The sequence below is a fragment of the Kribbella sp. NPDC004138 genome, assembly GCF_053603655.1.
Window position 1 is genome coordinate 165,867 of sequence record NZ_JBSGFZ010000016.1, and the last position, 26,267, is coordinate 192,133.

25 protein-coding genes and 1 pseudogene are annotated in these 26,267 nt (G+C 70.3%); 10 read left to right on the forward strand and 16 right to left on the reverse strand.

Annotated elements, in window-relative coordinates; translation table 11 throughout:
• Nucleotides 1-3: 3 nt before the first annotated feature.
• The 3 genes and pseudogenes from ACWEOO_RS23255 (at nt 4) to ACWEOO_RS23265 (ending at nt 2,596) form a co-directional block, all read left to right on the forward strand.
• A complete protein-coding gene (locus ACWEOO_RS23255; RefSeq protein WP_452144775.1) occupies nt 4-816 on the forward strand; it encodes an aldo/keto reductase in 813 nt (270 codons plus the stop codon).
• 15 nt (nt 817-831) lie between these two features.
• Nucleotides 832-1,799 (forward strand): annotated as a pseudogene (locus tag ACWEOO_RS23260) (Dyp-type peroxidase).
• Complete coding sequence (locus ACWEOO_RS23265; protein ID WP_452144776.1) at nt 1,796-2,596, forward strand: family 1 encapsulin nanocompartment shell protein; 801 nt, start codon at nt 1,796-1,798, stop codon at nt 2,594-2,596. Before ACWEOO_RS23260 ends, ACWEOO_RS23265 begins: the two are co-directional and overlap by 4 nt.
• Here the strand turns inward: ACWEOO_RS23265 and ACWEOO_RS23270 are convergent.
• The 5 genes from ACWEOO_RS23270 to ACWEOO_RS23290 form a co-directional block, all read right to left on the reverse strand.
• Nucleotides 2,593-3,441, reverse strand: coding sequence for a hypothetical protein (locus ACWEOO_RS23270; RefSeq protein ID WP_452144777.1), 849 nt, complete (start codon nt 3,439-3,441; stop codon nt 2,593-2,595). The two genes, ACWEOO_RS23265 and ACWEOO_RS23270, sit on opposite strands and share 4 nt — an antisense overlap.
• Nucleotides 3,438-4,037 (reverse strand): RNA polymerase sigma factor, encoded by a 600-nt coding sequence (locus tag ACWEOO_RS23275; RefSeq protein ID WP_452144778.1) that lies wholly within the window; start codon nt 4,035-4,037, stop codon nt 3,438-3,440. Before ACWEOO_RS23275 ends, ACWEOO_RS23270 begins: the two co-directional genes overlap by 4 nt.
• Nucleotides 4,038-4,105: 68 nt before the next feature.
• A complete protein-coding gene (locus ACWEOO_RS23280; RefSeq protein ID WP_452144779.1) occupies nt 4,106-5,350 on the reverse strand; it encodes an MFS transporter in 1,245 nt (414 codons plus the stop codon).
• On the reverse strand, nt 5,347-6,558 hold the full coding sequence (locus ACWEOO_RS23285; RefSeq protein WP_452144780.1) for an amidohydrolase: 1,212 nt from the start codon (nt 6,556-6,558) through the stop codon (nt 5,347-5,349). Before ACWEOO_RS23285 ends, ACWEOO_RS23280 begins: the two co-directional genes overlap by 4 nt.
• A 24-nt stretch (nt 6,559-6,582) precedes the next feature.
• Nucleotides 6,583-7,221 carry a GntR family transcriptional regulator gene (locus ACWEOO_RS23290; protein WP_452144781.1) on the reverse strand — a complete coding sequence of 213 codons (639 nt, stop codon included), beginning with the start codon at nt 7,219-7,221 and terminating at the stop codon, nt 6,583-6,585.
• A gap of 84 nt (nt 7,222-7,305) precedes the next feature.
• On the opposite strand from ACWEOO_RS23290, the gene ACWEOO_RS23295 reads away from it, so the two are divergent.
• Nucleotides 7,306-8,937, forward strand: coding sequence for a GH32 C-terminal domain-containing protein (locus ACWEOO_RS23295; RefSeq protein WP_452144782.1), 1,632 nt, complete (start codon nt 7,306-7,308; stop codon nt 8,935-8,937).
• Nucleotides 8,938-8,941: 4 nt separating this feature from the next.
• Here ACWEOO_RS23295 and ACWEOO_RS23300 read toward each other — a convergent pair whose 3' ends face one another.
• Nucleotides 8,942-9,430, reverse strand: coding sequence for a pyridoxamine 5'-phosphate oxidase family protein (locus ACWEOO_RS23300; RefSeq protein WP_452144783.1), 489 nt, complete (start codon nt 9,428-9,430; stop codon nt 8,942-8,944).
• Between the two features lie 85 nt (nt 9,431-9,515).
• On the opposite strand from ACWEOO_RS23300, the gene ACWEOO_RS23305 reads away from it, so the two are divergent.
• The gene (locus tag ACWEOO_RS23305) at nt 9,516-11,399 is read left to right on the forward strand and encodes a hypothetical protein (protein WP_452144784.1); all 1,884 of its coding nucleotides are present in this window, start codon (nt 9,516-9,518) and stop codon (nt 11,397-11,399) included.
• 11 nt (nt 11,400-11,410) lie between these two features.
• Here the strand turns inward: ACWEOO_RS23305 and ACWEOO_RS23310 are convergent, their stop codons facing one another.
• The gene (locus ACWEOO_RS23310; protein WP_452144785.1) at nt 11,411-12,136 is read right to left on the reverse strand and encodes an isocitrate lyase/PEP mutase family protein; all 726 of its coding nucleotides are present in this window, start codon (nt 12,134-12,136) and stop codon (nt 11,411-11,413) included.
• Between the two features lie 10 nt (nt 12,137-12,146).
• On the reverse strand, nt 12,147-12,608 hold the full coding sequence (locus tag ACWEOO_RS23315) for a carboxymuconolactone decarboxylase family protein (RefSeq protein WP_452144786.1): 462 nt from the start codon (nt 12,606-12,608) through the stop codon (nt 12,147-12,149).
• A gap of 46 nt (nt 12,609-12,654) precedes the next feature.
• Between ACWEOO_RS23315 and pdxR the strand changes: the two genes are divergently transcribed.
• Nucleotides 12,655-14,037, forward strand: coding sequence for a MocR-like pyridoxine biosynthesis transcription factor PdxR (gene pdxR, locus ACWEOO_RS23320; protein WP_452144787.1), 1,383 nt, complete (start codon nt 12,655-12,657; stop codon nt 14,035-14,037).
• A 12-nt stretch (nt 14,038-14,049) separates the two neighbouring features.
• Here the strand turns inward: pdxR and mmuM are convergent, their stop codons facing one another.
• The 6 genes from mmuM to ACWEOO_RS23350 all read right to left on the reverse strand — a co-directional run bounded on the left by mmuM (nt 14,050) and on the right by ACWEOO_RS23350 (nt 20,028).
• Nucleotides 14,050-14,913, reverse strand: coding sequence for a homocysteine S-methyltransferase (mmuM, locus tag ACWEOO_RS23325; RefSeq protein WP_452144788.1), 864 nt, complete (start codon nt 14,911-14,913; stop codon nt 14,050-14,052).
• Nucleotides 14,906-15,832 carry an FAD-dependent oxidoreductase gene (locus ACWEOO_RS23330; protein ID WP_363715170.1) on the reverse strand — a complete coding sequence of 309 codons (927 nt, stop codon included), beginning with the start codon at nt 15,830-15,832 and terminating at the stop codon, nt 14,906-14,908. Before ACWEOO_RS23330 ends, mmuM begins: the two co-directional genes overlap by 8 nt.
• A gap of 209 nt (nt 15,833-16,041) precedes the next feature.
• The gene (locus ACWEOO_RS23335) at nt 16,042-16,866 is read right to left on the reverse strand and encodes a M55 family metallopeptidase (RefSeq protein ID WP_452144789.1); all 825 of its coding nucleotides are present in this window, start codon (nt 16,864-16,866) and stop codon (nt 16,042-16,044) included.
• Complete coding sequence (locus ACWEOO_RS23340) at nt 16,867-18,186, reverse strand: enolase C-terminal domain-like protein (RefSeq protein ID WP_452144790.1); 1,320 nt, start codon at nt 18,184-18,186, stop codon at nt 16,867-16,869.
• Nucleotides 18,183-19,097, reverse strand: coding sequence for a 5-dehydro-4-deoxyglucarate dehydratase (gene kdgD, locus ACWEOO_RS23345; RefSeq protein ID WP_452144791.1), 915 nt, complete (start codon nt 19,095-19,097; stop codon nt 18,183-18,185). The genes ACWEOO_RS23340 and kdgD overlap by 4 nt, the downstream gene beginning before the upstream one ends.
• A 52-nt stretch (nt 19,098-19,149) precedes the next feature.
• Complete coding sequence (locus tag ACWEOO_RS23350; RefSeq protein ID WP_452144792.1) at nt 19,150-20,028, reverse strand: LysR substrate-binding domain-containing protein; 879 nt, start codon at nt 20,026-20,028, stop codon at nt 19,150-19,152.
• A gap of 113 nt (nt 20,029-20,141) precedes the next feature.
• Here ACWEOO_RS23350 and ACWEOO_RS23355 point away from each other — a divergent pair, with 113 nt between their 5' ends.
• Genes ACWEOO_RS23355 through ACWEOO_RS23370 form a run of 4 tightly spaced genes read left to right on the forward strand, consistent with a single transcriptional unit; the run spans nt 20,142 to nt 24,350 of the window.
• Nucleotides 20,142-21,140, forward strand: a complete 999-nt coding sequence (locus ACWEOO_RS23355; protein WP_452144793.1) for a Bug family tripartite tricarboxylate transporter substrate binding protein — start codon at nt 20,142-20,144, stop codon at nt 21,138-21,140.
• Entirely contained in the window at nt 21,137-21,622 is a 486-nt protein-coding gene (locus ACWEOO_RS23360) for a tripartite tricarboxylate transporter TctB family protein (protein WP_452144794.1), read from the forward strand. Before ACWEOO_RS23355 ends, ACWEOO_RS23360 begins: the two co-directional genes overlap by 4 nt.
• On the forward strand, nt 21,622-23,106 hold the full coding sequence (locus ACWEOO_RS23365) for a tripartite tricarboxylate transporter permease (protein WP_452144795.1): 1,485 nt from the start codon (nt 21,622-21,624) through the stop codon (nt 23,104-23,106). The genes ACWEOO_RS23360 and ACWEOO_RS23365 overlap by 1 nt, the downstream gene beginning before the upstream one ends.
• Nucleotides 23,103-24,350: a glucarate dehydratase family protein gene (locus ACWEOO_RS23370; protein WP_452144796.1), complete on the forward strand. Its 1,248-nt coding sequence runs from the start codon at nt 23,103-23,105 to the stop codon at nt 24,348-24,350. Before ACWEOO_RS23365 ends, ACWEOO_RS23370 begins: the two co-directional genes overlap by 4 nt.
• On the opposite strand, the gene ACWEOO_RS23375 is transcribed toward ACWEOO_RS23370, so the two are convergent.
• Together ACWEOO_RS23375 and ACWEOO_RS23380 are read right to left on the reverse strand one after the other, a co-directional pair.
• Nucleotides 24,351-25,031, reverse strand: coding sequence for a FadR/GntR family transcriptional regulator (locus tag ACWEOO_RS23375; RefSeq protein ID WP_359930163.1), 681 nt, complete (start codon nt 25,029-25,031; stop codon nt 24,351-24,353).
• Entirely contained in the window at nt 25,028-26,143 is a 1,116-nt protein-coding gene (locus ACWEOO_RS23380; RefSeq protein WP_359930165.1) for an L-talarate/galactarate dehydratase, read from the reverse strand. Before ACWEOO_RS23380 ends, ACWEOO_RS23375 begins: the two co-directional genes overlap by 4 nt.
• Nucleotides 26,144-26,267: the final 124 nt, after the last annotated feature.

Sequence of the window (26,267 nt, forward strand, 5' to 3'; positions counted from 1 at the left end):
AGCATGACGACTCGCACGCTCTCGAACGGAACTGAGATCCCGGTGCTCGGCCTGGGGGTCTGGCAGGTGGACGACGGGGTGGAGTGCGAGCGTGCCGTGACGTGGGCGCTCGAGGCCGGCTACCGGCTGATCGACACCGCGCAGGCCTACCACAACGAGACCAGCGTCGGGAAGGCGATCCGGGACAGCGGCATCCCGCGCGAGGAGATCTTCCTGACGACGAAGTTCTACCCGGGCGGCAAGGACGCGCGGGTCGAGGCGGAGAAGAGTCTCGAGCGGCTCGGCACCGACTACCTCGACCTGTACCTGATCCACTGGCCGCAGGGCGGGCCGACGTGGGCGTGGCCGGCGATGGAGGCCGCGGTCGACGCCGGGCTCACCAAGGGCATCGGCATCTCGAACTTCAGCGCCGCCGAGCTGGCCGAGTTGAACAAGATCGCCCGGATCCAGCCGGTCGCGAACCAGGTCCTGTTCAGCCCGTTCGAGTACCGCAAGGGACTCGTCGCGGCGTGTGAGGAGGCGGGCGTCGTCGTGCAGGCGTACAGCCCGCTCGGCACCGGCCGGCACCTCGACGACCCGGTGATCGCGCGGATCGCCGCGGCGACCGGCCGGACACCGGCGCAGGTCCTGATCCGCTGGGCGATCCAGAAGGGCCTCTCGGTCATCCCGAAGTCCATCCACCAGGACCGGATCGTCGAGAACTTCGACGTCTTCGGCTTCGAGCTGGACGACGCGCAGGTCGCCGACCTGGACGCCCTGGACACCACGCAGCTGACGGCGGACGCCTTGGCGCAGAGCGGCAAGTGGTGGTCCTGACACCATGCTGACCCCATGATCCAGGAGGTGCTGCGGGAGCCCGCGAAGGCAGCGATCTTCCTCGTGCTCGACGTACGTCCTGGATCCGAGAGCGTCGCGCGGGACGTGCTGGCCGACCTCGCCGGGCTGACCCGCTCGGTCGGTTTCCGGGTGCCGGACGACCAGCTCAGCTGCCTGGTCGGCATCGGCGCCTCCCTCTGGCATCGGCTGTACCGCCAACCGGTGCCGCGCGGCCTGCATCCGTTCCGCGGCGTGTCCGGCGCCAAGCACACCGCCCGGCGACGCACGGTGATCTGCTGTTCCACCTGCGCGCCCGGAGCCTCGATCTGTGCTTCGAGCTCGCCCGCCAGGTGATGGCCCGGCTGGCCGGCCACGTCAACCTCCGCGACGAGGTGCACGGGTTCAAGTACTTCGACCAGCGCGACCTGCTCGGCTTCGTCGACGGCACCGAGAACCCGTCCGGCGCGGCGGCGGTCGCCGCGGTCACGATCGGCGCTGAGGACCCGGCGTACGCCGGCGGCAGCTACGTGATCGTGCAGAAGTACCTGCACGACCTCGACGCGTGGCAGGCGCTGCCGGTCGCGGAGCAGGAGCGGGTGATCGGCCGGTCGAAACTCGCCGACATCGAGCTCACCGACCAGCCCGCGAACTCGCACGTCGCGGTCACCACGATCGTCGACCCGGACGGGACCGAGCGGCAGATCGTCCGCGAGAACATGGCCTTCGGCGCGCCCGGATCCGCCGAGTTCGGCACTTACTTCATCGGGTACGCCGGCACCCCGGACGTGATCGAGCGGATGCTGCGCCGGATGTTCGCCGGCGAGCCGCCCGGCAACCACGACCGGATCCTCGACTTCTCCACCGCGGTCACCGGCAGCCTGTTCTTCGTGCCGACCGCCGCGTTCCTCGCCGGCGACCAGCCGGCCACCACCAGCGCGGACGGCTCGCTGGGCATCGGCAGTCTGAAAGGGAGTCACGCATGACCAACAACCTGCACCGCGAGCTCGCCCCGGTCTCGGACGCCGCGTGGGGCGAGATCGAGGAGGAGGCCCGGCGGACCTTCACCCGGGACATCGCCGGCCGCCGCGTGGTCGACCTCGTCGGCCCGGCCGGGCCGGGCCTGTCCGCGGTCGGCACCGGGCACACCGAGCCGGTCGAGGCGCCGGGCGAGGGAGTGCTCGCGCTCCGCCGGACCGCGCAGCCGATCATCGAGTTGCGGGTTCCGTTCACCGTCTCGCGGCAGGCCGTCGACGACGTCGAGCGCGGCGCGAAGGACTCCGACTGGCAGCCGGTGAAGGACGCCGCGAAGCAGATCGCGTACGCCGAGGACCACCTGGTCTTCCACGGCTCCGGCGCGGCCGGGATCACCGGCCTCGCCCCGAGCTCCTCGAACCCGGTCCTCACCCTTCCGGCCGATCCGCGCGAGCTGCCGGACACCGCCGCCCAGGCCCTGCGCGCGTTGCGCCTGGCCGGGGTCAGCGGTCCGTACAGCCTGCTGCTGTCCGCCGACACGTACACCGCGGTCGCGGAGACCACCGACCACGGCTACCCGATCCGCGAGCACCTGGCCCGGCTGATCGGCGACGGCGAGATCATCTGGGCGCCGGCGCTCGAGGGCGCGCTGCTGGTGTCGACGCGCGGCGGCGACTACGAGCTGCACCTCGGTCAGGACCTCTCGATCGGGTACCTCTCGCACGACGCCGACACCGTCCAGCTGTACCTGCAGGAGTCGCTGACGTTCCTGGCCCTCACCGCGGAGTCGAGCGTCGTGGTCCGTTAGTTCGGCCCGTAGTTCCAGAAGTAGCCCTGGCGGCAGGTCTTCGGGTCCGGGTGCGGGTTGTCGCTCTGCCAGACGGTCAGCTTGCCGTTCGGGTCGAGGTAGCACGCCCTGCTGAGGGCTGCGGCCTCGCCGTCGGTCCGCGGGCTCGTGTACACGAGCTTGCCGGTTGCGTCGTACCCGCGGACGACGTACACGCGGCGTACCGGGTCGGTGTGCGGACCGCGGACCTGGATGTACGGCACCGCGGTGTAGAAGAAGCCGTTCCGCAGCACCGCCTCCACCGGCTCCTGGTTGCCGACGGCAACGGTGATGCGCTTGATGTGCGCGGCGTACGCGCCGGCGCCGATCATCCGCGGCTCGATCGCGCGGTACAGGTCCTGGTTGGCGCCCTCCTGATCGCCCTGCTGCACGCGGCCCTCGGCGTCCAGCCCGCAGGTCACCCACAGGCCGAACTGCTTGATGACCACCCAGGACGATGTGTACGCGTCCGCCGGAGGGTTCGTGAAGCGGAAGCCGTCGAGGACCTGGTAGGGCATCGACTTCGCGGCGCGCCGCGGCAGTTGAAGACGCTGCGCGCAGAGCTTCGCGAACCGCGCCTTGTCGGCGTCGTTCAGAGGTGCCACAACCTGCGGCGGCTGCGTCGCGAGAGCTTGCCCGTCGTCACGGCGCAGTGCCGGTACGCCGAACGCGAGGCCGGCTGTCACGGCGAGAACGGCCGCCGCAGCCAGCAGCGGTACAACGCGGCCGCGCGGCTTGCGGGCCGCCTCGTGCGCGACGATCGCGGTCAGCTCGGCGCGCTGGCGTTCGCGGGTCTCGGGGCGCAGGTCGGGAGGAGAGGTGATCATGCCGGTGACTCCATCGGAGAAGGAAGATTGAGTTCGCGCAGGTGCTTGCGGGCCCGCGACAGCCGGGACTTGACCGTGCCGAGCGGTACGTCGAGGGCGACCGCGGCGGCCTGCTGGTCGAGACCGGCCCAGATGCAGAGTTCGACGATCTCGCGCTCGTGCTTCGGAAGCCGCCGCAGCGACTCCCGCGCCTGCTGGACCCGGCGGTCGTCGTCGAGCCGGCCGGCGACGTCGTCGGCGTGGTCCCGGACGTCGTGGACCAGCACGTGCGCCGCCGCGAGCGCCCGGCGGTACCGGAGCTTGGCCCGCCACTCGTTCCGTACGGTGTAGTCGGCGGTCCGCAGCAGCCAGGGGAGTGCCGAGTCCCGGTCGAGGACCACGTCCGCGCGCCGCCGCCAGGCGTGCAGGAACACCGTGGACGTGAGGTCCTCGGCATCACTCCACGAGCCGGTCCGCCGGTACAGGAACCTGTAGATCGCCTGCGCGTGCCGGTCGTACAACTGCCCGAACGCCTCGGAATCGCCCTCGGCGGCGCGGTCCCACAGCAATCCGTCGGACGCCGTCACCGGCCCGTCGTCCACTAGGTAAACCCCCATCGACCCTCCGTTCTCGCCTGACACCTGCAACGTGTCGGGCGCGCGGGAAAGGTTCCCGGGTGGGTCAATCAGTCACCGTAGCCGGAACCGCTGTAGCGCAGCAGGCTCGGAGTCCAGATCGCCAGCGCGGCGACCAGGACGACCAGCAGCAGGGCGCTGACGAAGGTTGTCCTGCCGACGCCGTAGTGCTCGGCGAACGCGCCGAGAGCGAGGGAGGCAACCGGCATGATGCCGATCGCCAGCTCCTGGACGCCCAGCGCGCGGCCGTGCAGGGACTCGTCGGTGGTCATCAGGAGCAACGTCGTCTGGAATACGCCGAACGCGGCGCTCATCACACCGATCGCGGCCGTGAGGACGAACGCGACGATCCTGTCGTGGGACAGCGCGAAGAGGGACCACAGCGTGCCCCACAGCGCCGTACCGATCACGAACAGGCCGCCTTTGAACCGGAAGTCGCCGAGCCAGGCGATCACCAGCGAACCGGTGAGCCCGCCGACGCCGGCGCAGGTGAGCAGCCAGCCGAGTCCCGCCGCGTCCAGTCCGAGCGACTCCTGGGCGAACACCGGCATGAAGGACTGGGCGACCGGCCACAGCAGCGTGTTCGCGGCCAGCGTGACCAGGAGCACCGTCGAGGCGAGCCGGTTCCTCGCGAGGTCGCGGAGACCGCTGGTGACCATCCGGATCGCCGACCCGGCGTGTGCGCCGGCCACGCGGCCGTGGCCGCGCAACGGCAGCAGCGTGACCAGCGAGACGGCGTACCAGAAGGTCGAGACCCACAACGCGGCCGCGGCGCCGAGCCCGGTGATCAGCAGCCCACCGATCGCGGGGCCGATCACCTGCGTCATGTTGAGCGCCATCGAGTTCAGCGCGTTCGCGTTGCTGAGGTTCTGCCGGCCGACCAGGTCCATCACCAGCGAGGCGCGGGCCGGCTGCGACGGCGACTGCGCGAGCCCGATCGCCAGTCCGCCGACCACGAGCACCCAGTACGACGCCTTGCCGAGCGACGCCAGCGTGGCGACAGTGCTGACCGCGACCAGCGCCCAGGACGCCGCGACGATCAGCAACCGCACCCGGTCGTGCCGGTCCGCGAACGCCCCCGCGAACGGCCCGAGCAGCAACGGCGCCAGCCGCACCGCTGTGTAGACCGCGACCAGGAAGTCGGAGTGCGTCGTCTCCCACGCGAGCCACCCGAGCACGAGCGTCTGCGTCCACACACCGCCGAAGAAGAACAGGTTCGAGAACCAGAACAGCCGGAAGACGCGGTTGTCCCGCAGTGAGCCCAGCGTCCGCCCGACCGCCGTACCGCTGCTCACACCCGGAGTTCGCCGTCGCGGACGACGACCCGCCCGCCGGCGATCACGAGCTCGCGACGCGGCGCGCGCACCAGCACGTCCGGCGCGTTCTCGGCGTCGAGCAGCACGATGTCGGCCCGCGCGCCCACGATGACGCCGTGGTTGGCGCGGTGCACGAACCCGGCGCCGTACGTCGTCGCGAGCTCGACGGCGTACGTCAGATCCTCGTCGGTGCGGAGCCCGTGCAGCCGGGCGAAACCGCGGGCAACCTGCAGCAGGTCGCCGTCGCCGTACGGCGACCACAGGTCCCGGATGCCGTCGGTGCCGAGACCGAGCGGAACGCCCGCCGCGCGCATCTCGCGGAACGGCAACGGCGCCGAGGTCGGCGGGGCGACCGTGGTCCAGGAGATCCCGGCCGCGCCGAGCTGGTCCACCAGCTCGGCCCGCCGCGCCGGCGGCAGCTCGCCGAGCGCGAACCCGTGCGACACGTTCACCTTGCCCTGCAGCCCCGCCTGCACGGTGCGCTCGGCGATCAGCTCGTACTGGAAGCCGCCGAGGTCGCCGCGGTCGTGCAGGTGGATGTCGATCCCGACCCCGCGCCGGGCGGCGATCTCGAACAGCGCGTCCAGCTGGCCGACCGGGTCGCGGTCGATCGTCGCCGGATCCAGACCGCCGATGCTCGTCGCCCCTTCGGCGGCGGCCTGGTCGAGCAGGTCGAGGACGCCGGGACGCCGGAGCACACCGTCCTGCGGGAACGCCACGATCTCCACGTCGACCGCGCCGTCGAGCGCGGCCGCGGCCTCGCGCACCGTGGCGATGCCGCGCAGCCCGACCCCGAGGTCGACGTCGACGTGCGTGCGGGTGGCCGTCGTCCCGTGCCGGAGGAACTCACGCAGCACGGCCTGCGCACCGCTCACGCTCGGGATGCCGTACTTGTCCCGCTCGGCGCGCTCGTGGGCGATCCGGCCCTGCGTCGTCGGCTCCCCGCCGTACGACACCCACGGCTGACCCCACCAGCTCTTGTCGACGTGCGCGTGCGCGTTCACGAACCCCGGCAGCGCGAGCAGGCCCCGCCCCTCGATCCGCCCCTCGATCCGCGCCTCGATCCGCTCGGCGGCTGCTGTGCCGCTCCCGGCGGGAGAAAGGTCGGAGATCACGCCGTCGACGATCGTCACGTCGACCGGGTCGCCGCCCCAGGGGCGCACGTCAGCCAGCAGCAAGGAGGTCATGGCGGGAATGGTATACCAAAATTCTCACTCGCCCGCGTGCCTGTTCCGGAGCAGGGACCGGGACTGCGTGAGGTGTTCGCCGGCCAGCCGTCCGGCGGCCTCGACGTCGCGGTTCGCGATCGCGGTGAACAACTCCTGGTGCTGGTCGGCGACCGCGACCAGGTCGTCGTGCTGGGTCAGCAGCCAGCGCATCCGGCTGCGCAACGGGCGCTCGATCTCGACGAGCAGCTCGTTCGACGCCAACTCGGTGACGAGCTCGTGGAAGTCGGCCGCCGTGCGCCGCGCGACGACGGCGTCCCCGGCGCGCGCCGCGCCGAGTTGCTCGTCCAGAACGACCCGCAGGCGGTCGAGTCCGGCCCTGGTCCGCCGCTCCGCCGCGAGCCGGAACGTCAGCGGCTCGAACGCGGACCGGACCTCGCTCAGGTCCGCGATGTCGGAGTCGGTGAACGTCCGCACCACCGCCCAGGACCGCGGCCGCAACGTCACGAGTCCCTCGCCGACGAGCGCCTTCAGCGCCTCGCGCACCGGCACCCGGCTGACGTCGAGCGCGGCCGCGAGCTCCCGCTCGACCAGCCGCTCACCCGGCAGCCGTGCGCCGTCCAGGATCTCGTCCCGCAGTTGCCGTGTGACCCGCTCGGTCTCCGACTCCCGGCTTTCGCTCATCGGCCTCTCCAGGGTTTGGTATGCCATTGTCCAGCATCTCGTACCAGCGGGTCCGCGGGCGAATCAGGTGCTACTGTCCGCGCAATGGAGGCACCGGAACCGCTGACCTGGACCACATCCGCGCGCGGACGGCGCGTCTCGGCGCCGTTCGTGATCTCGCAGCCGTACCTGAACTTCCGGATCGGCGGCGGCGACTACGAGTACAAGACCTGCTTGAACGTCGTCGTCAAGGGCGAGATCGTCGGCACCGAGACCGGCCGCGGCACCGAGCGGCCGCACCCGGCGTCCTTCGACCTGACGGACCGGCTCGGCCAGGAGGCGCACCTCGAGATCGTCTCCGAGGCGGGCCACAGTGGCGTCCACGTGAGCGACATCGCGCCGAGCTCGACCCCGGCGGTCGACACGACGAGACCCCCGCTGTACCGGGAGGCGCTGCGCCCGCAACTGCACTTCACGGCCCGGCAGTGGGCCATGCACCGGCTGAACCCGGTCGAGCGCGAGGAGGGCTGGCTCAACGACCTCAACGGCCTGGTCTTCCACGAGGGCGAGTACCACCTGTTCGCGCAGCGCTGGAACAAGTGCTGGATCCATGCCGTCAGCAACGACCTGGTGCACTGGACGGAGCTCCAGCCGGCGTTCTTCGAGGAGTCCCTCGACACCGGCGTACAGTCGGGCAGCTGCGTGGTCGACGTCGGCAACACTTCCGGCCTCGGCGAGCCCGGCGGGGAGCCGGCCATGGTCGCCTTCTGGTCGCGCAACGACAACCGGTCGCAGTGCGTCTCGTACAGCCTCGACCGCGGCCGGACGTGGACGCATTACGCCGGCAACCCGATCATTGACCTGCCCGAGCGCGATCCGATGGTGTTCCGCGATCATCGGCGCTCGCAGTGGGTGATGGTGCTGTACGGCGACGACCGGTACCAGCTGTTGCGCTCCGACGACCTGCTGCACTGGGAGCTGCTGGACAGCTCGATCGCGGACAGCTTCGAATGCCCGGACTTCTTCGAGCTCCCGGTCGCCGGAACCGACGAGTCGCGCTGGGTCCTCGTGCGCGGCGACGGCCGCTACTCGGTCGGCAGTTTCGACGGGCAGGCCTTCGTCGAGGAGACACCGCAGCTGCAGGTCGACGGTGGGCCGCACTTCTACGCGACCCAGAGCTGGGCTGCCGATCCCGCCCCGCGCCGCGTCCAGGTTGCCTGGATGCGCGGCGGCCGCTACCCGAACATGCCGTTCAACCAGCAGGTGAGCATCCCGTGCGACCTGAGCCTGCACCGCACCGCGGGCGGCCTACGGCTGTACCGCTCGCCGGTGCCGGAGCTCGCGAGCCTGGAGCGCGACCGGAACGCCTGGCCGGCCCGGGTGCTGTCCACCGGCAGTCCCTGGCAGATCGGTACGGCGTGGCCGCTGCTCCGCATCACCTGCGACGTGGCCGTGCCGGCGGACGGCGAGCTGGCGTTCGACATCTGTGGCACGCGAGTCTCTGTGACGTCGGGGAGCATCGCCGTACTCGACGGTGAACAGCCGACGATCACCGCGCTCACCAAGCTCGACATCCTCGTGGACATGACGTCCGTCGAGGTCTTCGCCAACGACGGTGAGGCCTCGCTGACGGCCTGCGTCCAGCCGGGTCACCACGAGCTCACTCTCACCGCGTCCGGAGCCGATTGCACGATCGAACGCCTCGAGGTCGCCGAGCTCGATTCGATCTGGCCGTAACCGGTCAGCTTGCGCTCTTCTGTTTGATCAGGTCCTCGACGGCCTTCGGGATCGTGGTCTCGAAGTCGAGCAGCTTGGCCCAGGTCAGCGTGATCGTGATGACCACCATCTCGTCGTACAGCCCCTTCACACCGGCCTCCCAGGCCGGGTACTGCTCGTCGGTCATCACCTTGTGACCGGCGACGAGGTAGCCCTCGGGGACACCCGGGACGGTGCTGAGCTCGGCGGTGCCGCGCAGCAGCAGGACCTTGGGCGGGAACGCCCCGGTGTCGATGGTCAGCGCGACCTTCGGATTCTTGCGGAGCGCGGCGACCTTGGCGGCCTTCGGCACGGTGGCGATCAGGATCTGGTCGCCCTCGACCCAGAAGCCGATCGGGACGACCCGCGGGTCCCCGTCCAGGCCGTCGTAGGCGAACCGGGCCGGCTCCGGCCCGTCGAGGAGCTGCTGCGCGTACGGCTTGGCGAGGATCTCGGCGATCTGCTGCTTGTTCATCTCGGTTCCCATCGCTGCGGAGGTCGGTTCTCATCAGGGGGACGGAGCCGCACGGCGGTTCTCGACATCGATAGGTTGGCGGATCGTGGAGAGTTTTGATTTCGGTCGCGGGACGGTCCAGCTCGCCGACGACGGCTCGGTCGCGCAGGTGCTGCATCCGGACGGCAGACGCATCCTGCTGGACGAGGGCGTCGTGCACGACAGCCTGCACGCCTGGGGCAAGGGCTTCGTGATCACCGATCGCGGCGCGCACCGGTTCGACACCCCCGCGTTCACCCGCTGGCGGAGCAGCGGCATCGACCTCATGTACCGGTACGGCGATCTCGAGCTGCGCGTCGGGCGCCGTTTCGGCGAGCAGTGGACCGAGACGTACGAGCTGCGCAACACCGGCGCGGATCCGGTCGAGATCGGGTCGCTGGCGATCAGTACGCCGTACCGCGACGTCTACACCTCCAGCCGGGAGAGTCTCACCGGTGCGGTGCATGCCCATGTCTGGACCGGCGGCGCCGACGCCTGGGTGTGGGCGGTGCCGATGGACGGCAGCGGTCCGGGGCTCGGCCTGCAGCTCGAGGAAGGCGAGCTCTGGGCGTACTCGGTCGAGTCCCGCGAGCCCAGCACGAGCAGCAACATCCGCGGCCACATCTACCTCCACGTCACCGACCACGCCCGCGCGCCGCACGCGATGGGCGGCCAGCCGACCAAGGTCCTGGACCCCGGCCAGTCGTACCGCTGGACCTGGCAGCTGGCCTGGTACGACGACCTGCCCGCCTTCCACGCGGATCGCGCGCCGCTGATCGGCGCCGACCGCCTCGCGGCCGAGCTCGGCGAGACGATCCGGCTGCACGACGGACGCGAGATCACCAGCACCGAGCCGGGCCTCCAGTACGTCGAAGCGCCGGACGGCAATGCGCGGATCGCCGTACTGTTCCACGAACCGCTCCGGCAGGTCGCCGAGCGCCGGGTACGGTTCGTGCTGGACCGGCAACGCCGGCCCGAGCTCGACGACAGCCGCAAGTACGCGTTCGTGCCGTACGACAACGACAGCGGTCTCACGGTCCTCTCGAGCGCGTGGCGCGACTGGTCCGACGCCCGTGAACGCGTCGGCATGGCGCTGCTGCTGCAGGAGGTCCGTGACCGCGGGTGGGGCGACCGCGCCGAGCTGGACGCGGCGCTGGCCGGCTACGAGCAGTTCGTCCGCGACCATCTGCTCGACGACCAGGGCACGATCCAGGACGACAGCATCCACCAGAACGCCGTCCGCCTGTACAACTTCCCCTGGTTCGCCCGCTTCCTGCTCGGCCAGGGCGATCGCGCCGGGGCGACTCGCATCCTGGACCGGTACTACGAGCTCGGCGGCGACCACTTCCTCGCCTTCGACCTCGGCCCGCTGCTCAGCGAGCTCGGCCTGCACGACCACCTGGTCCGGCACGCGAAGACCTTCGTCTCGTACGGCGACGAGCTGCCGCCGCACGAGGTCAACTACGAGCAGTCGATGGTCGCCCCGCTGCTCGAGCTGCTCGTCGCGGCGTACCGGATCGCACCGGACGAGATCGACGGCGCCGAGCTGACCCGGCGCCTGCCGTGGCTGACCGCGTTCGCCGCCGACCAGCCCGACGTCCGGCTGCGGCACGTCCCGATCCGGCACTGGGACGGCTACTGGTTCGGGCGGCTGCGGCTGTGGGGCGACGTCTTCCCGCACTACTGGTCCGCGTTGAGCGCGGTCGTGTACGCCGCCTGGCCGCGCGAACTCGTCACGCCCGCGGACGCCGCCTGGCTGGACCGCGCGGAGGACGCGATCCTCCGCGCGAACCTGGTCAGCTTCGCCGCGGACGGATCGGCGACCTGCGCGTTCGTGTACCCGAGCTGCGTCAACGGGCAGCCCGCCCACGTCGCCGATCCGCTCGCGAACGACCAGGACTGGGCGCTCGTCTACGCACTGCGAGCGCTTACGTCCGAAGAACTGGAGTGAGGTCCCGCCAGTTATTCGGACGTAACGTTCAGGCCGAGCGCAGGGAGGAGGTCCCGTAGTTGGGCCATGACGTGGTTGTGCACGCTCGTCCCGTACGAGATCCGGGTGGCGCCGGCGGCGGCGAGCTCGGCCGGCGTCGGGCCGCCGACCTTCGCGTGGCCGTTGATCGGCCCGCCGACCTCGGCCGCCACCTGGGCCAGCTGGTCCAGCGGCGCGAGGATCGGGTAGACGCAGTCGACGCCGGCGCGGCGGTACTCGCGCCCCCGCCGGACGGCCTCGCCGACCGGGTCGTCGACCGGGCGGATGAAGGTGTCGACGCGGGCGTTGATCACCAGCTCGGCTCCCGCGGCGGCCCGCACCTCGGCCAGATAGTCGGCCTGCCGCGCGACGTCGACCAGCGCGCCGCCGACCGAGTCCTCGAGGTTGCAGCCGACCGCGCCGGTCTCCAGCAACCGCTCGGCGAACTCCTTCGGCGGCAGGCCGTACCCGGCCTCCATGTCGGCCGTCACCGGTACGTCGACCGCGCCGGCGATCCGCGCGACGGCGGCGAACATCGTCTCCGGCGGGGTCAGCTGCCCGTCGTCGTACCCGAGCACGCGGGCGACGGCTCCGCTGCTGGTGGCCACGGCGGCGAAACCGGCCTCGGCGACCAGGCGGGCGCTCACCGGGTCCCACGCGTTCGGGAGGACCAGGGGAGTGCCGCCGTGGTGCTGGGCCCTGAACTTCTCGGCAGTCATCGATGCGACCTCACGGCTGGTAGTGACCGGGCTCCATCTTCCCGGTCACCCCGACCCGGGTCCACATGTTGATCGTGATGATCAGCGAGATCAGCCGCGCCAGGTCCTTCTCGTCGAACGCCTGCGCCGCGACCTCGTACACGTCGTCCGGGACGTGGTCCACGCTGATCAGCGTGATCGCCTCGGTCAGCTGCAGTGCGGCCTTCTCCTGCTCGGTGTAGAACTTCGCCGATTCCCGCCAGACCGGGAGCAGGGCGATCCGCTGCTGCTGGTCCTCGCCGAGCTCCCGCAGGTCGAGGGAGTGCATGTCGGTGCAGTACGAGCACCCGTTGATCTGCGAGGCCCGGATCCGCACCAGGTGCGCGAGTTTCGGGTCCAGGCCGGTGTCGGACACCCGGTCCAGCTCGATCATCGCCTGGTAGAAGTCGGGGGCCAGATTGGCGAGCTTGACCCGCCGCGTCGTCGTTGTCATGCCTCCAACCTACGGCTGGATCGGCCCAGGTGTATGGTCCACTTCTATGGAGGATTCGGGGGCCAATTCCAGCGGAGCCGACCTGCATCTGGAGCTCGGTGCGGCGCGCGGCCGGGGGGATCTGGTGCGGGCGTTGCACGAGTCGATCCGGAGTGGGCGGCTGGTGGCCGGGACCCGGTTGCCGTCGTCGCGGTCGTTGGCCAAGGACCTCGGGATCGCGCGGAACACAGTCGCGGACGCGTACGGGCAGCTGGTCGCGGAGGGGTGGCTGACGGCGCGGCAGGGGTCCGGGACGGTCGTCGCGAACCGGGCTGCCGTGCCGCCGGCGCCGTCCGTGCTGTTGCCCGAGGCCCGCACCTTCCGGTACGACCTGACGCCGGGAGCGCCCGACGTGGCGACGTTCCCGCGGACCGAGTGGCTGGCGGCGGCCCGCAAGGCGCTCATCTCGGCGCCGAACGAGGCGTTCGGGCTGAGTGATCCGCGCGGCCGGATCGAGCTGCGCACCGTGCTCGCGGACTACCTCGCCCGGGCCCGCGGCGTCCGCGCCGACCCGGAACGGATCCTGATCTGTTCGGGCTACGTGCAGGCTGTGAGCCTGCTCGGCGAGGCGGTCCGGACGCTCGGCGGGACGACGATGGCGGTCGAGGAGTTCGGGTACGGGCTGCACCGCGACGTCATCCGGGCCCGCGGCCTGGAGGTGGCCGCCGTACCGGTGGACGAGTTGGGTGCGCAGACGTCGCGGCTGACCGGGCAGGGGGTGCTGCTCACGCCGGCGCACCAGATGCCGACGGGCGTGCCGCTGGCGCCGGATCGCCGTACGGCCGCTGTCGAATGGGCGCGGGAGTCGGGGGCGGTGCTGATCGAGGACGACTACGACGGGGAGTTCCGCTACGACCGGCAGGCGGTCGGGGCGTTGCAGGCGCTCGACCCGGAGCGCGTCGTCTACACCGGTACGGCGAGCAAGAGCCTCGCGCCCGGACTGCGGCTGGCGTGGATGGTGCTGCCGCAGCGCCTCATCGAGCCGGTCGTCGCCGCGAAGCGGACCGCCGACTACCAGACCGCGACGCTGGAACAGCTCGTCCTCGCGGAGTTCATCGCCTCCGGCCACTACGACCGGCACGTACGGCGGTCCCGCCTGCACTACCGGCGCCGCCGCGACCGCCTGGTCGAGCTGCTCGCGGTCCGCGCGCCGACCGTCGAGGTCGCCGGCATCTCGGCCGGAATGCACGTCCTGCTCGACGTGCCCGGCGACGCCGAGGACATCGTCACCCGGGCCGCCCGGCAGGGCCTCGGCCTGACCACTCTCACGACGTACCATTTCGACCCCACGCCGGCCACCCGCCAAGCCGTGATCGTCGGCTACGGCACCCCACCCGACCACGCCTATCCCGGCGCGCTGGACCTCCTCTGCCAGGTCCTGGGTGTCTGAGGGACGACCGGCTCATCCACTCAGAGAACTGAGGCGGCGGATGTCGTCCGGGCCGACTCGGCAGCAACCGCCGATGTACGTCGCTCCCGCCGCCAGCCAGTCGGGGGCGAAGGTCGCCGGGCCGGTGCCGTCGCCGATCCAGCGGCGGGCGATCGGGTCCCAGGACTCGCCGCGGTTGGGATAGGCGATCGCGGGTTTGCCGGTGGCGGCGACCGCGGTCCGGACGGCGGGCAGGACGTCCGCGGGACGGCAGCAGTTGATGCCGACAGCAACCACTTGGTCGACGGCCGCGATGCCGAACGCCTCGGCGAGCGGTTGCCCGGCCCGGGTGCGGTCGCCCTCGATCGAGTAGGAGAACCAGGCGGGGAGATCGAGATCACCCAGGAGCTCGGCCAGGACCTCGGCCTCCTGGGTGTCGGGGATGGTTTCGACGGCCAGCAGATCAGGTCCCGCAGCGGCGAGGAGTTCCAGCCGCGGACCGTGGAAGTCGCGCAGGACCGTCGAGCTGACGCCGTACCGGCCGCGGTACTCCGAACCGTCGGCGAGCATCGCGCCGTACGGGCCGACGGAGGCAGCGACGAGCCGTCCGGGGAACTCGTCGCGGACCTCGCGGGCGATCCGTACCGAGCTCGTGATCAGGCGCTCGGCCTCGGAGCGGTCGACGCCGGCACGCTCGAAGCCGGGCACGCTGGCCTGGTAGCTCGCCGTGGTCGCGACCATCGCGCCGGCCTCGTAGTACGCGCGGTGCACCGCCGCGATCTCCGCCGGATCGTCCCGCAGTAGCCGAGCCGACCACAGTGCGTCCGACAGGTCGTGGCCGCGGTCCTCGAGCGCGTTCGACAGACCGCCGTCCAGGATGACCGGCCGGTCAGACACCTTGGACAAGTTCGAAGACCTCGTCCGCGCAGCCCCACGAGACGGTGACCCCGCTGCCGCCGTGGCCGTAGCAATGGATGATCGGCTCACCCGAGCGAGTGCGGACGAGCTCGCACCGGATCGTCGGTCGCGCCGGCCGCAGCCCCACGCGCTGCCGGATGACCTTCGCCGTACGGAGCTGGGGAACCAGCTCGGCGGCGCGCTCCAGGATCTCCGACGAGGTCTTCGGGTCGACCGTCAGGTTCCAGTCGCCGGGCTGACTGGTGCCGCCGACGACGACGTCGTTGCGGCGCGGGACCACGTACGTCATCTCGTCCGGCGAGCGGTCCGCGAGCAGCCATTCGGTGAGCCCGCACGGCTCGACCGTCAGCACCTGCCCCCGGACCGGCGTCACGGTCGGATCGCTCGCCGTCAGCCGGGCACCCAGCCCGGTGCAGTTCACGACGAGATCGGCTCCGGTCGGCAGCGCGGACAGCGCCGCACGGGTCAGCGTCCCGCCGGCCGCCTCGAGCCGTTTCACCAGCGCGGGCAGGTACGCCGGCATGTCGATCACCGGGGTCGTGAACGACCACCCGTCCGCGAACCCGACCGGCGGCGACCCGACCCGCGTGAGATCCGGCAGAACGTCGGCCCACCGCGGATCCGGCGTCCGCTCCACCAGGAACTCCCGCCCGTGCAGCAGCTGCACCGACGGCTCGACCTCCGCCAGCTTCGCGAACTCCTCGTACGACGTCCGTGACCAGCCGGCCACTCGATCTTCCGGCGCCGACAGGTACGGGTACCAGATCGCGGCCGCCACCGACGACGTGGTCTCCAGCGGCAGGTCGCGGGCGAACACCGCCACGTCGTACCCGCCCTCCGCGAGCCGGATGGCACAGCTGAGCCCGATCACGCCCGCACCGACAACGATCACGCGCATTCACCCAGTGTTACGCACGCACCGACATCGCACCACCCGGCAACGAATCTGCAGCTCGACAGGAGGTGTCCGCCGGTGGGCGCGACTCCCAGGCGTGCGCCGGTCCGTGCCGACCGTCCAGTGGACGTATACGTACTTATACGTACTGTCGAGCTGCCGCGCTCAGTGGAGGTTGACGGCGAGCGAGTAGAACTGTCGAAGTCGCCAACCTAGTCGCTGACGCCGCGGCTCAGCAGGACGGTCGCGATGAAGGTCCGGTACAGCCGCAGCGGATCGTCGTTGCGCAAGACAACGACTCTCTCCTCGCGCCGCTCGACGCCGCGCAGCTCGCAGGCCAGCTCGGCGAAGGCCCGGGTGTGGAACCGGACGGTCAGCTCGGCCGGCAGCGTGATGCTCGGCAGCCGGATGTCGCTCAACCGGGCGAGCGCGCGGCGGGCGCCGTCGTGGATCAACTCGCGGGCGCGTTCGGGATGGACCGACAGGGCGGCGTTGTGCGACACCGAGTTCTTCACCACGACCGACTCGATGTCCGGGCAGAACGCCTGCGCCTCGTCGATCGTGATCCGGTCGCCGGAGATCAGCACGACGGGCACCCGGCAGGCTAGCGCCACCAGGGCGTTGATCCCGGCCTCGCCGGTGATCGCGCCGTTCAGCCGGACTTCGGCGATCGCCCGCGGGTTGTACGTGTGGTGCAGCACGGACCCCGTCGCGCCCGCCGACCCGTGGTACGAGACGAAGAACGCGGCGTCGAACGACTCGTCCAGGCCCTGCATCATGTAGAGCGGCTTGTGCTTCCCGGACAGGTAGCTCGCGCGCCCGTGCAGCTCGTCGGGGCGCAGGTTCTGCATTGTCGAGTGCGAGTCGTTCACCAGGAACTCGGTCCCGCCCGCGGCCAGCGCGCCGTCGATCGCGGCGTTCACCTCGGCCTGCAGCTGTCCCCGGTAGTACTCGTACTCCGTGGCGGGTCCGCGGGCCTGGCTCCAGTCGACGACCCCCGCCGTACCTTCCATATCCGTGGAGAGGAAGACCTTCATCTAACGCACCATACAAGGCCGTTTCGGGTCGAACTCCCAATCCTCGACCAGGTACCGCATCGCGATCGCGTCGTCGCGGGCTCCGAGGCCGTGCTCCAGGTACAGCTCGTGGGCGGTGGCCAGCGCCTCGCGGTCGAGCTCGATCCCGAGCCCCGGTCCTGCCGGTACGGCGATCTCGCCGCCGGCGATCCGCAGCGGGTCCTTGGTCAGCGCCTGACCGTCCTGCCAGATCCAGTGCGTGTCGAGCGCGGTGATCTCACCCGGTGCGGCCGCGCCGACGTGCGTGAACATCGCCAGCGAGATGTCGAAGTGGTTGTTCGAGTGCGAGCCCCAGGTCAGCCCGAAGTCGTGACACAGCTGGGCGACGCGCACCGATCCGGCCATCGTCCAGAAGTGCGGATCCGCCAAGGGGATGTCGACGGCGTCGGTGCGGATCGCCTGCGCCAGCTCGCGCCAGTCGGTCGCGATCATGTTCGTGGCCGTCCGCAGACCGGTCTGCCGCTTGAACTCGGCCATCGTCTCCCGCCCGGAGAACCCGGGCTCGGCGCCGCACGGGTCCTCGACGTACGCGAGGACGCTGTCCAGACCCGAGCAGACCGCGACGGCTTCGCGGACCAGCCACGCGCCGTTCGGGTCGACGGTGATGCGCGCGGACGGGAAGCGGTCGTGCAGCGCCCGGACCGCGTCGATCTCGACATGCGGATCGAAGACGCCGCCCTTCAGCTTGAAGTCCGCGAACCCGTACCGCTCCTGAGCCGCCACAGCCAGCTCGGCAATCGCATCAGCAGTCAGCGCCGGCCGCCGACGCAACTCCGACCACCTGTCGCCGGCATCCTCCGTCCGGTAAGGCAGGTCTGTTTGGGTCGCATCGCCTACGTAGAACAGGTAGCCCAGCACGGGGACCGCGGTGCGTTGCTGTCCTTCCCCGAGCAGATCCGCGACGGGCACGCCGAGGTGCTGCCCCAGGAGATCCAGCAGCGCCGACTCGAGTCCTGTCACCGCATGCACCGTCGTACGGAGGTCGAACGTCTGTAGTCCACGGCCACCGCTGTCGAGGCCCTGGAATCTGGTGGACACGGCGCGGAGCAGGGATCGGTAGCGGGCGAGCGGTTGGTCGACGAGCAGGGGAGCGGCTTCGCGGATCGTGGCGGCGATCTTCTCGCCGCCGGGGACCTCGCCGAGGCCGGTGTTGCCCGAGCTGTCGGTGACGATGACGACGTTGCGGGTGAAGAACGGACCGTGCGCGCCGCTCAGGTTGAGCAGCATGCTGTCGTACCCGGCGACCGGCACGACCTGCACCGCGGTGACGGTCGGGGTCATTTGACCTTGCCGATCAACTCGGTGAGCTGTGCGAGCTCCTCGTCGCTGAGGTCCTGCAGCGGCGGCCGGACCGGCCCGGCGTCGCGGCCGATCGCGTTCACGCCGGCCTTCACGATCGAGACGGCGTACCCCTTGGTCCGGTCGCGGATGTCCAGGTATGGCAGCACGAATTGGTTCAGCTTCCGGTACACCGAGGCGCGGTCCTGTGCGATCACGTCAGCGTAGAAGCCGAGCGCGAACTCCGGGACGAAGTTGAAGATCGCCGACGAGTACGTGCTGTACCCGAGTTGCAGCAGCGGCAGCGCGAACGTCTCGGCCGTCGGCAGCCCGCCGACGTACGTGAGCCGCTCACCCACCCGCGCGTACGTCCGCGTCATCTGCTCGACGTTCCCGACGCCGTCCTTGAAGGCCACCAGGTTCGGGTTCCGGTCCGCGAGCTCCGCGACCGTCACGTCGGTGAGGATCGCGTTCGCCCGGCTGTAGACCGTCACCCCGAGGCTCGTACTGCGGCAGACCGCCGACACGTGCTCGATCAAACCAGGCTGACCCGCTTCGGTCAGGTACGGCGGGAACACCAGGATCCCGTCCGCGCCTGCCTCCTGCGCCGCTCGCGCACCCGCCACCGCCGACGCGGTCCCGCCGGTCGCCGGCGCGATCACCGGCACGCGCCCGTTCACCTCCGAGACGGCCGTTCGTACGACGGTGTCGATCTCCGCCGGTGTCAGCGAGAAGCCCTCGCCGGTACCGCCCGCGGCGAACAGACCCGCGACGTCGTACCGGCTCAGCCAGGACAGGTGCTCGCGGTACCCGGCCTCGTTGAAGCTGAGGTCGGCGTGGAAGTGCGTGACGGGGAACGACAGCAGCCCGGTCTTCAGCTGCGCGGCGAGTTCTGCGGGGGAGTAATGGGTCACGCCGGTCAGCGTAGGAACGCCGGTGGATACCTGTCCAAGATCGATTTTGGATCTAATGATGCTCTGGGAGCATCGTGAGCACGCGCTGCAGGACCGGGCTGGTCGCGTCGCGGCGCCAGATCGCGTGCAGTTCGACCGGGCTGCCCGGGCCGTCCAGGTCGCAGTACGTCACACCCTCGACGCCGAGGTGCCGGGCCGACGCGGGCACCAGCGCGACGCCGCGGCCGGCCGCCACCAGCAGGATCACGGTCAGGATCTGCTGCACCCGCTGCTCGATCCGGGGATGCGACTCGGCGAGGAACCGGACCGTCAGCTCGTGGAAGTACCGGGCCTGGGTCGGTGAGTAGCTGATCACCTGCTCGCCGCTGAAGTCCGCCGACGTCAGCGGCCGCCCGAGGGCGGCGAGCCGATGGTTGCCGGGGACAACGGCGCACAGCGGTTCGCGGGACACGATCCGGGAGTCCAGGACGTCGGAGTCGAACGGCGGCCGCCCGAGCCCGAGGTCCAGCTCGCCGCGCAGCAGGCCGTCGATCTGTGCGGGCGTGACCCGTTCGTGCAGGATCACGTCGACGTCCGGCAGTTCCTCGGACAGCCGGCGCAGTAGCGGGCCGAGCGTCCGGATCGCCGACGTGGCCGTGAACCCGAGCCGCAGCGTCCCCGCCGCGCCCTGATCGACCCGGCGGGCGAGATCGCCCGCGGTCTCGACGAGCGCGAGCAGCCGGCGCGCCTCGGTGAGGAACGCCTGCCCCGCCTCGGTCAGCTCGACCTTGCGGTTGTCGCGTTCCAGCAGCCGGGCGCCGACGGCGCGCTCGAGTTTCTGCACCTGACGACTCAGCGGCGGCTGGGTCATGTTCAGCCGCTCGGCGGCGCGGCCGAAGTGCAACTCCTCGGCGACGGCGACGAACGCGCTCAGCTGGTCGAGCGAAAACATGATGCAGGAAAGGTATCACTCGATGCCACATCGGCCTTGGACACGCATGATCGACCCTTCCTACGCTCACGCAATCGAGCCGGGGGACCACGCTCCGCAAAGGAGGAGATCCGATGCAGTTCACGCGCAACCGCCACGTCCTGGTGATGGCGGTCAGTGCTTCAGTCCTGTTGGCCGGCTGCGGTGGGGTGAAGACGACCTCGACCGGCGGCGACGGCGACTATCCGACGGGCAACATCCAGATGAGCGTCGGTGCGTCTCCCGGCGGCAGCACCGACCTGATCACCCGCGCGATCGCGGAGGGCATCGGCAAGGAGCTCGGCGTCTCGGTGCCGGTGGTCAACAAGCCCGGCGCGAACGGCGCGCTGAACGCCAAGGAGCTTCAGTCCGCGAAGGCCGACGGCTACAAGATCGCTGTCCAGAACGCGTCGCTGTTCACCATCACGCCGCTCGCGGTCTCGGCCGACGAGGTCGTCAAGCTCGACGACTTCGACCTGCTCGGCGGCATCTCGCAGGACGACTACGTGCTGATCGCTCCGGTCGGCTCCGGCTACAAGACGATCGCCGATCTGAAGAAGGCCGGCAAGAACATCAAATACGGCACGACCGGCGTCGGCACCGGGGCACAGCTCGCGTCCGCGCTGACGTTCAAGCAGGCCGGGATCCCCGCCACCGACGTACCGTTCGACGGGGGTGCGCCGGCGCTCACCGCGCTGCTCGGCAGCCAGGTCGACGTGGCGACGATCCAGGTCGGTGACGGGATCGAGCAGGTGAAGGCGAAGAAGGTCGTCCCGCTCGCGGTCTTCTCGGCCGAGCGGATCAAGTTCCTGCCCGACGTGCCGACGGCCAAGGAGCAGGGGTACGACGTGGTGGTGTCGCAGTATCGCTTCCTCACGGCGCCGAAGGGTACGCCGGACGCCGCGAAGACGAAGCTGCTCGACGCGGCGCAGAAGACGTACGCGACCGACGCGTACAAGAAGTTCAACGACGCGCACTGCCTGACGCCGATCGAGGTCTCGCCGGACGAGGTGCGCAAGATCCTCGACGAGTACGCGACGAAGTACAAAGGACAGCTCGACCAGCTCGGCATCTCGCTGGCGGCGAAGAAGTGAGTGAGGCCGCGCTGCAGGAGCAGTTGGCCGCGGACCGGCCGCCGCACGCGGGACCATGGTCCCAGCTCGGAGCGGCGATCGTTGCCGGTGTCATCGGGGTCGGCGGCCTGATCGGGTCGCTCGCGCTCGGGCTGGGCCGGTTGACCCAGCCGGGGCCGGGTCTCTGGCCGTTCGTGGTCAGCGTCGTCGTGACCGTGCTGTCGATCGTCCTTGCGCTGGTCGGCCGGCGGGGGACGGACACCGAGAAGTTCTCGCGGTCGAGTGTGCTGACCGCGGTGGCCGTCCTGACCCTCGTGGTCTTCGCGGCCGTGCTGCCGTTGATCGGGTTCGAGATCCCGTCGCTGCTGCTGGCGTTCGTGTGGCTGCGGTTCCTCGGCAAGGAGTCGTGGATCACGTCGGTCGTGATCAGCGTCGGGACGGTCGCCGCGTTCTACGTCCTGTTCGTGCTGGTGCTCCAGATCCCGCTGCCCAGGCTGATCTGATGGGCGGCCTGATCGACGGCTTCGGCGTCGTGCTGGAGCCGGCGAACCTGCTGTACTGCCTGGTCGGCGTCGTCATCGGCATGCTGATCGGCGTGCTGCCCGGGCTCGGTCCGGCCGCGACGATCGCGATCCTGCTGCCGATCACGTACGGCGTCGAGCCGGTGTCGGCGATCATCATGCTGGCCGGCATCTTCTACGGCGCGCAGTACGGCGGCACGATCACGTCCGTCCTGCTGCGGCTGCCGGGCGAGGCGTCTTCGGTGGTCACGGTGTTCGACGGGTTCGCGCTGGCGAAACAAGGACGGGCCGGTACGGCGCTCGGCGTGGCGGCGATCGGGTCGTTCATCGGCGGCACGGTGTCGATCATCGGGCTGACGCTGCTCGCTCCGGTGGTGGCCGGCGTGGCGCTCGACTTCGGCCCACCGGAGTACGCCGCGCTGTCGTTGTTCGGCGTGCTGCTGGTGGCGACCGTCGGGAACGGCGGCCGGCTGAAGGCGGTGATCGCCGCCGGGCTCGGGTTGCTGCTGGCCACCGTCGGGCGGGACACGTTCACCGGTGCGAGCCGGTTCACGTTCGACAGCCTGAACCTTGCCGACGGCATCGACTTCGTGCCGATCGCGATGGGCCTGTTCGGGCTCGGCGAGATCCTCTACAACCTGGAGGAACGGCACACCAAGCAGCACCAGCCGGTCGCGGTCGCGAACGCCTGGCCGTCGCGTGCGGACCTGCGGCAGGCGCGCGGCGCGATCGGGCGTGGCTCGGTGATCGGGTTCGTGCTCGGTGTCCTGCCGGGCGGCGGCGCGACGCTGTCGTCGCTGGTCGCGTACGCGGTGGAGAAGCGGCGTGCGAAGCAGCCGGAGCGTTTCGGCCGCGGCGCGGTCGAGGGCGTCGCGGCGCCGGAGACGGCGAACAACGCGGCGGCCACGTCGTCGTTCATCCCGCTGCTGACGCTCGGCATCCCGGCGAACGCGACGATGGCGCTGATGTTCGGCGCGCTGCTGATCCAGGGGATCCCGCCGGGGCCGCAACTGGTCTCGGAGCACCCGGACCTGTTCTGGGGCGTGATCAACTCGATGTACCTGGGCAACATCCTGCTGCTGATCATGAGCATCCCGCTGGTCGGGCTGTTCGTGAAGATCCTGAGGGTCCGGCCGGCCGTGCTCGCGCCGATCACCGTGCTGATCACGCTGCTCGGCGTGTACACCGTGGCGAACCAGGTGTTCGACATCTTCCTGGTGATCGTGTTCGGCGTCGTGGGCTACCTGATGAAGAAGTTCGGGTTCGAGCCGGGTCCGCTGGTGCTGGCCTTCGTGCTCGGCAGCGTGATGGAGACCGCGGTCCGGCAGTCGCTGCTGATCTTCGGCGGCAACCCGGCCGGCTTCTTCACCCGGCCGATCTCCGGCACGATCCTCGCCGCGTTGATCGTCGTCCTCGCCCTGCCCGCACTCCGGTTGCTCGTGAAGCGCCAGAAGGAACGTGTATGACCAAGATCGCCCGTGTCGAACTCACCCCGGTCGCGTTCGCGGACCCGCCGCTGCTGAACGTGGTCGGCGTCCACGAGCCGTACGCCCTGCGCACGATCGTCCAGCTCCACACCGACGACGGACTCGTAGGCCTGGGCGAAACCTACGCGGCAGCTGACCACCTACTGCGTTTGCAGGCGGTCGCGGACGTCTTGCCCGGACTGGATGCCTTCGACCTCAACGGGCTCCGTCGGCGAGTGAGCGACGTACTGACGGCGGGAGGTGCTCAGGTGGGCGGAATGCTCAACCTGCAGGACCCGGCCGACGTGGTGTCGTCGCCGTACGAGGTCGCGCTGCTCGACATCCAGGGCAAGGTGCAGGGGCGGCCGGTTGTGGATCTGCTCGGAGGTGCGGTGCGTGAGACTGTGCCCTTCAGCGCTTATCTGTTCTACAAGTGGGCCGCGCATCCGGGACGTGAGCCGGACGAGTGGGGCGAGGCAGTCGACCCGGACGGGATCGTGCGGCAGGCACGGAAGATGATCGGGGAGTACGGCTTCTCGGCGATCAAGCTGAAGGGCGGCGTGTTCCCGCCGGCACAGGAGGCCGACGCGGTGCGCGCGCTGGCCGAGGCGTTTCCCGAGCACAAGCTGCGGATCGATCCGAACTGCGCGTGGACCGTGGACACGTCGGTGCGGGTCGCCCGGGAGCTGGCCGGCGTCCTCGAGTATCTGGAGGATCCGACGCCGGGGATCGAGGGGATGGCGGCCGTGGCGCGGCAGACCGGCATTCCGTTGGCGACGAACATGTGCGTGATCGCGTTCTCGCATCTGAAGCCGGCTGTGCTCGCGGACGCCGTACAGGTGGTGCTGTCGGATCATCACTACTGGGGTGGGCTGCGCCGGTCGCAGCTGCTGGCGGGGATCTGCGACACGTTCGGGATGAGGTTGTCGATGCACTCCAACTCGCACCTCGGGATCAGCCTGGCGGCGATGACGCATCTCGCGGCGGCGACGCCGAACCTCACGTACGCGTGTGACACGCACTATCCGTGGAAGACCGAGGACGTGATCAAGCCCGGCGTGCTGTCCTTCGAGTCCGGGAGCGTGCGGGTGCCGTCCGGTGCCGGGCTCGGCGTGGAGCTGGACGCCGACGCGTTAGGGACGCTGCACGAGCAGTACCTGGCGTGCGGAATCCGGAAGCGCGACGACACGACGTACATGCGGACCGTCGATCCCGGCTTCAGCCCGAACACGGCCCGGTGGTAGCTAGCCGGGGCTCTGGGTCAAGCGGTGCCGGGTGCCGGACAGGTGCACGCGCATCGCCGCCCGCGCCGCCTCCGCATCGGACCGGCCGATCGCCGCGGCGATGTTCTCGTGCTCGTGCACGACGCGGGTCAGGTGCCCGGGGTCCGACATCTCGTACGCCGGGTCGAGCCGGGTTCGCGGCAGCATGATCATCATCGGCCCGAGCTCCCCGACCAGGTCCGCGTAGAACCGGTTGCCCGAAGCAACAGCAACCTTCAGGTGGAACGCGAAGTCGGCGGCCACCGACCGGCTCGGATCGTCACCGACCCGCCGGAAGTCGTCCAGCGCCCGCTCGATCCCCTTCAGCTGATGCTCGGTCCGCCGGACTGCGGCCAGTCCGGCCGCCTCGCTCTCGACACCGATCCGGAAGTCCATCAGGTCGAGGACGTCGCGGTGCGACCGCACCTCGCGCAGCCCCGGCGTACGCTCCGGGACCTCGAGAACGAACGACCCGCGTCCCTGGAACGTCTCCACCAGCCCGGCCGCCTGCAGCCGCGAGACCGCCTCGCGAACGACCGTCCGGCTGACCCCGAACTCCTCGACCAGGCTGTTCTCAGCCGGCAGCTTCGCGCCCGGCGCGATCCCGCCGTCGAGGATCCGCCGCTTCAGATCGTCGACGATCTGATCGGCCAGTCCGCTCACGAGAACTCGCAGCGGTCGACCGTCCAGCGCGCGCACTGCTCGCTGGTGGTGAACCCGAGCCCCGGGCGGTCGGGGACCAGCATCCGCCCGTCGACCGTCTCCAGCCGCTCGTTGAACAAGGGATTCAGCCACTCGAAGTGCTCGACCCAGGGCTCCCGCGGGTACGCCGCGGCGAGGTGCAGGTGGATCTCCATCGCGAAGTGCGGCGCCAGCTGCAGACCGTTGTGGTCGGCGAGCGTCGCGAGTTTCAGGAACGGTGTGATGCCGCCGATCCGCGGCGCGTCCGGCTGGATGATGTCGGCCGCGCGAGCCTCGATCAGCCGCACGTGCTCGCCGACGCTGGACAGCATCTCGCCGGTCGCGATCGGGGTGTCGAGCGCCGCCGCCAGCTCCGCGTGCCCGAGCGCGTCGTACGCGTCCAGCGGCTCCTCGATCCACACCAGCCCGAACTGTTCCAGCACCCGCCCGATCCGCAGCGCCGTCGGCCGGTCCCACTGCTGGTTCGCGTCCACCATCAGCGGTACGTCGTCGCCGAGGTGTTCCCGCACCGCGCGGACCCGCTCGAGATCGATCCGGCTGTCGGGCTGGCCGACCTTGATCTTGATCCCGCCGATACCGTCGGCGAGCGACTTCGACGCGCGCTCCTTCACCTCGTCGAGCGGGGCGTGCAGGAAGCCGCCGGAGGTGTTGTAGGCGCGGACCGAGTCACGGTGCGCGCCGAGCAGCTTGGCGAGCGGCAGACCGGCCCGCTTGGCCTTCAGGTCCCACAGCGCGATGTCGATCGCGGCGATCGCCTGCGTCGCGACACCCGAGCGGCCGACCGAGGCACCGGCCCAGAGCAGCTTGTCGTACACCTTGCCGATGTCGGACGGGTCCTCGCCGATCAGGTTCGCCGCGATCTCCTTCGCGTGCGCGTACTGCGCCGGTCCGCCGGCCCGCTTCGAGTAGCTGAACCCGATGCCGTGCTGGTCCTGCTCGGTCGCGATCTCGGCGAACAGGAACACCACCTCGGTCATCGGCCGCTGCCGCCCGGTCAGCACCTTGGCGTCGCTGATCGGCTGGTCGAGCGGGAGGACGACGGACTTGAGCTGCACGTGGCGGATGCGGTCCATGAGGAGTGATCATACAAGTAGGAAACTTGTCCTACAACACCGTCGTTTGATCCTGCCGTAACACCAGGTGACCTCTCCGGAAACACAAGAAGGACAAGCTGCTGCGCGCCGACAGCGTGGTCGT

Bases quoted from the DNA above. Each gene is read 5' to 3' on its own strand.
- ACWEOO_RS23285 (WP_452144780.1), bottom strand. From the start codon at position 6,558: ATGACCTCCTTGCTGCTGGCTGACGTGCGCCCCTGGGGCGGCGACCCG.
- ACWEOO_RS23365 (WP_452144795.1), top strand. From the start codon at position 21,622: ATGGGCGGCCTGATCGACGGCTTCGGCGTCGTGCTGGAGCCGGCGAAC.
- ACWEOO_RS23300 (WP_452144783.1), bottom strand. From the start codon at position 9,430: ATGAACAAGCAGCAGATCGCCGAGATCCTCGCCAAGCCGTACGCGCAG.
- ACWEOO_RS23370 (WP_452144796.1), top strand. From the start codon at position 23,103: ATGACCAAGATCGCCCGTGTCGAACTCACCCCGGTCGCGTTCGCGGAC.
- ACWEOO_RS23355 (WP_452144793.1), top strand. From the start codon at position 20,142: ATGCAGTTCACGCGCAACCGCCACGTCCTGGTGATGGCGGTCAGTGCT.
- ACWEOO_RS23295 (WP_452144782.1), top strand. From the start codon at position 7,306: ATGGAGGCACCGGAACCGCTGACCTGGACCACATCCGCGCGCGGACGG.
- pdxR (WP_452144787.1), top strand. From the start codon at position 12,655: ATGGAGGATTCGGGGGCCAATTCCAGCGGAGCCGACCTGCATCTGGAG.
- ACWEOO_RS23265 (WP_452144776.1), top strand. From the start codon at position 1,796: ATGACCAACAACCTGCACCGCGAGCTCGCCCCGGTCTCGGACGCCGCG.
- ACWEOO_RS23255 (WP_452144775.1), top strand. From the start codon at position 4: ATGACGACTCGCACGCTCTCGAACGGAACTGAGATCCCGGTGCTCGGC.
- ACWEOO_RS23335 (WP_452144789.1), bottom strand. From the start codon at position 16,866: ATGAAGGTCTTCCTCTCCACGGATATGGAAGGTACGGCGGGGGTCGTC.
- ACWEOO_RS23340 (WP_452144790.1), bottom strand. From the start codon at position 18,186: ATGACCCCGACCGTCACCGCGGTGCAGGTCGTGCCGGTCGCCGGGTAC.
- ACWEOO_RS23380 (WP_359930165.1), bottom strand. From the start codon at position 26,143: ATGGACCGCATCCGCCACGTGCAGCTCAAGTCCGTCGTCCTCCCGCTC.
- ACWEOO_RS23315 (WP_452144786.1), bottom strand. From the start codon at position 12,608: ATGACAACGACGACGCGGCGGGTCAAGCTCGCCAATCTGGCCCCCGAC.
- ACWEOO_RS23350 (WP_452144792.1), bottom strand. From the start codon at position 20,028: ATGTTTTCGCTCGACCAGCTGAGCGCGTTCGTCGCCGTCGCCGAGGAG.
- ACWEOO_RS23270 (WP_452144777.1), bottom strand. From the start codon at position 3,441: ATGATCACCTCTCCTCCCGACCTGCGCCCCGAGACCCGCGAACGCCAG.
- ACWEOO_RS23310 (WP_452144785.1), bottom strand. From the start codon at position 12,136: ATGACTGCCGAGAAGTTCAGGGCCCAGCACCACGGCGGCACTCCCCTG.
- ACWEOO_RS23275 (WP_452144778.1), bottom strand. From the start codon at position 4,037: ATGGGGGTTTACCTAGTGGACGACGGGCCGGTGACGGCGTCCGACGGA.
- ACWEOO_RS23330 (WP_363715170.1), bottom strand. From the start codon at position 15,832: ATGCGCGTGATCGTTGTCGGTGCGGGCGTGATCGGGCTCAGCTGTGCC.
- ACWEOO_RS23290 (WP_452144781.1), bottom strand. From the start codon at position 7,221: ATGAGCGAAAGCCGGGAGTCGGAGACCGAGCGGGTCACACGGCAACTG.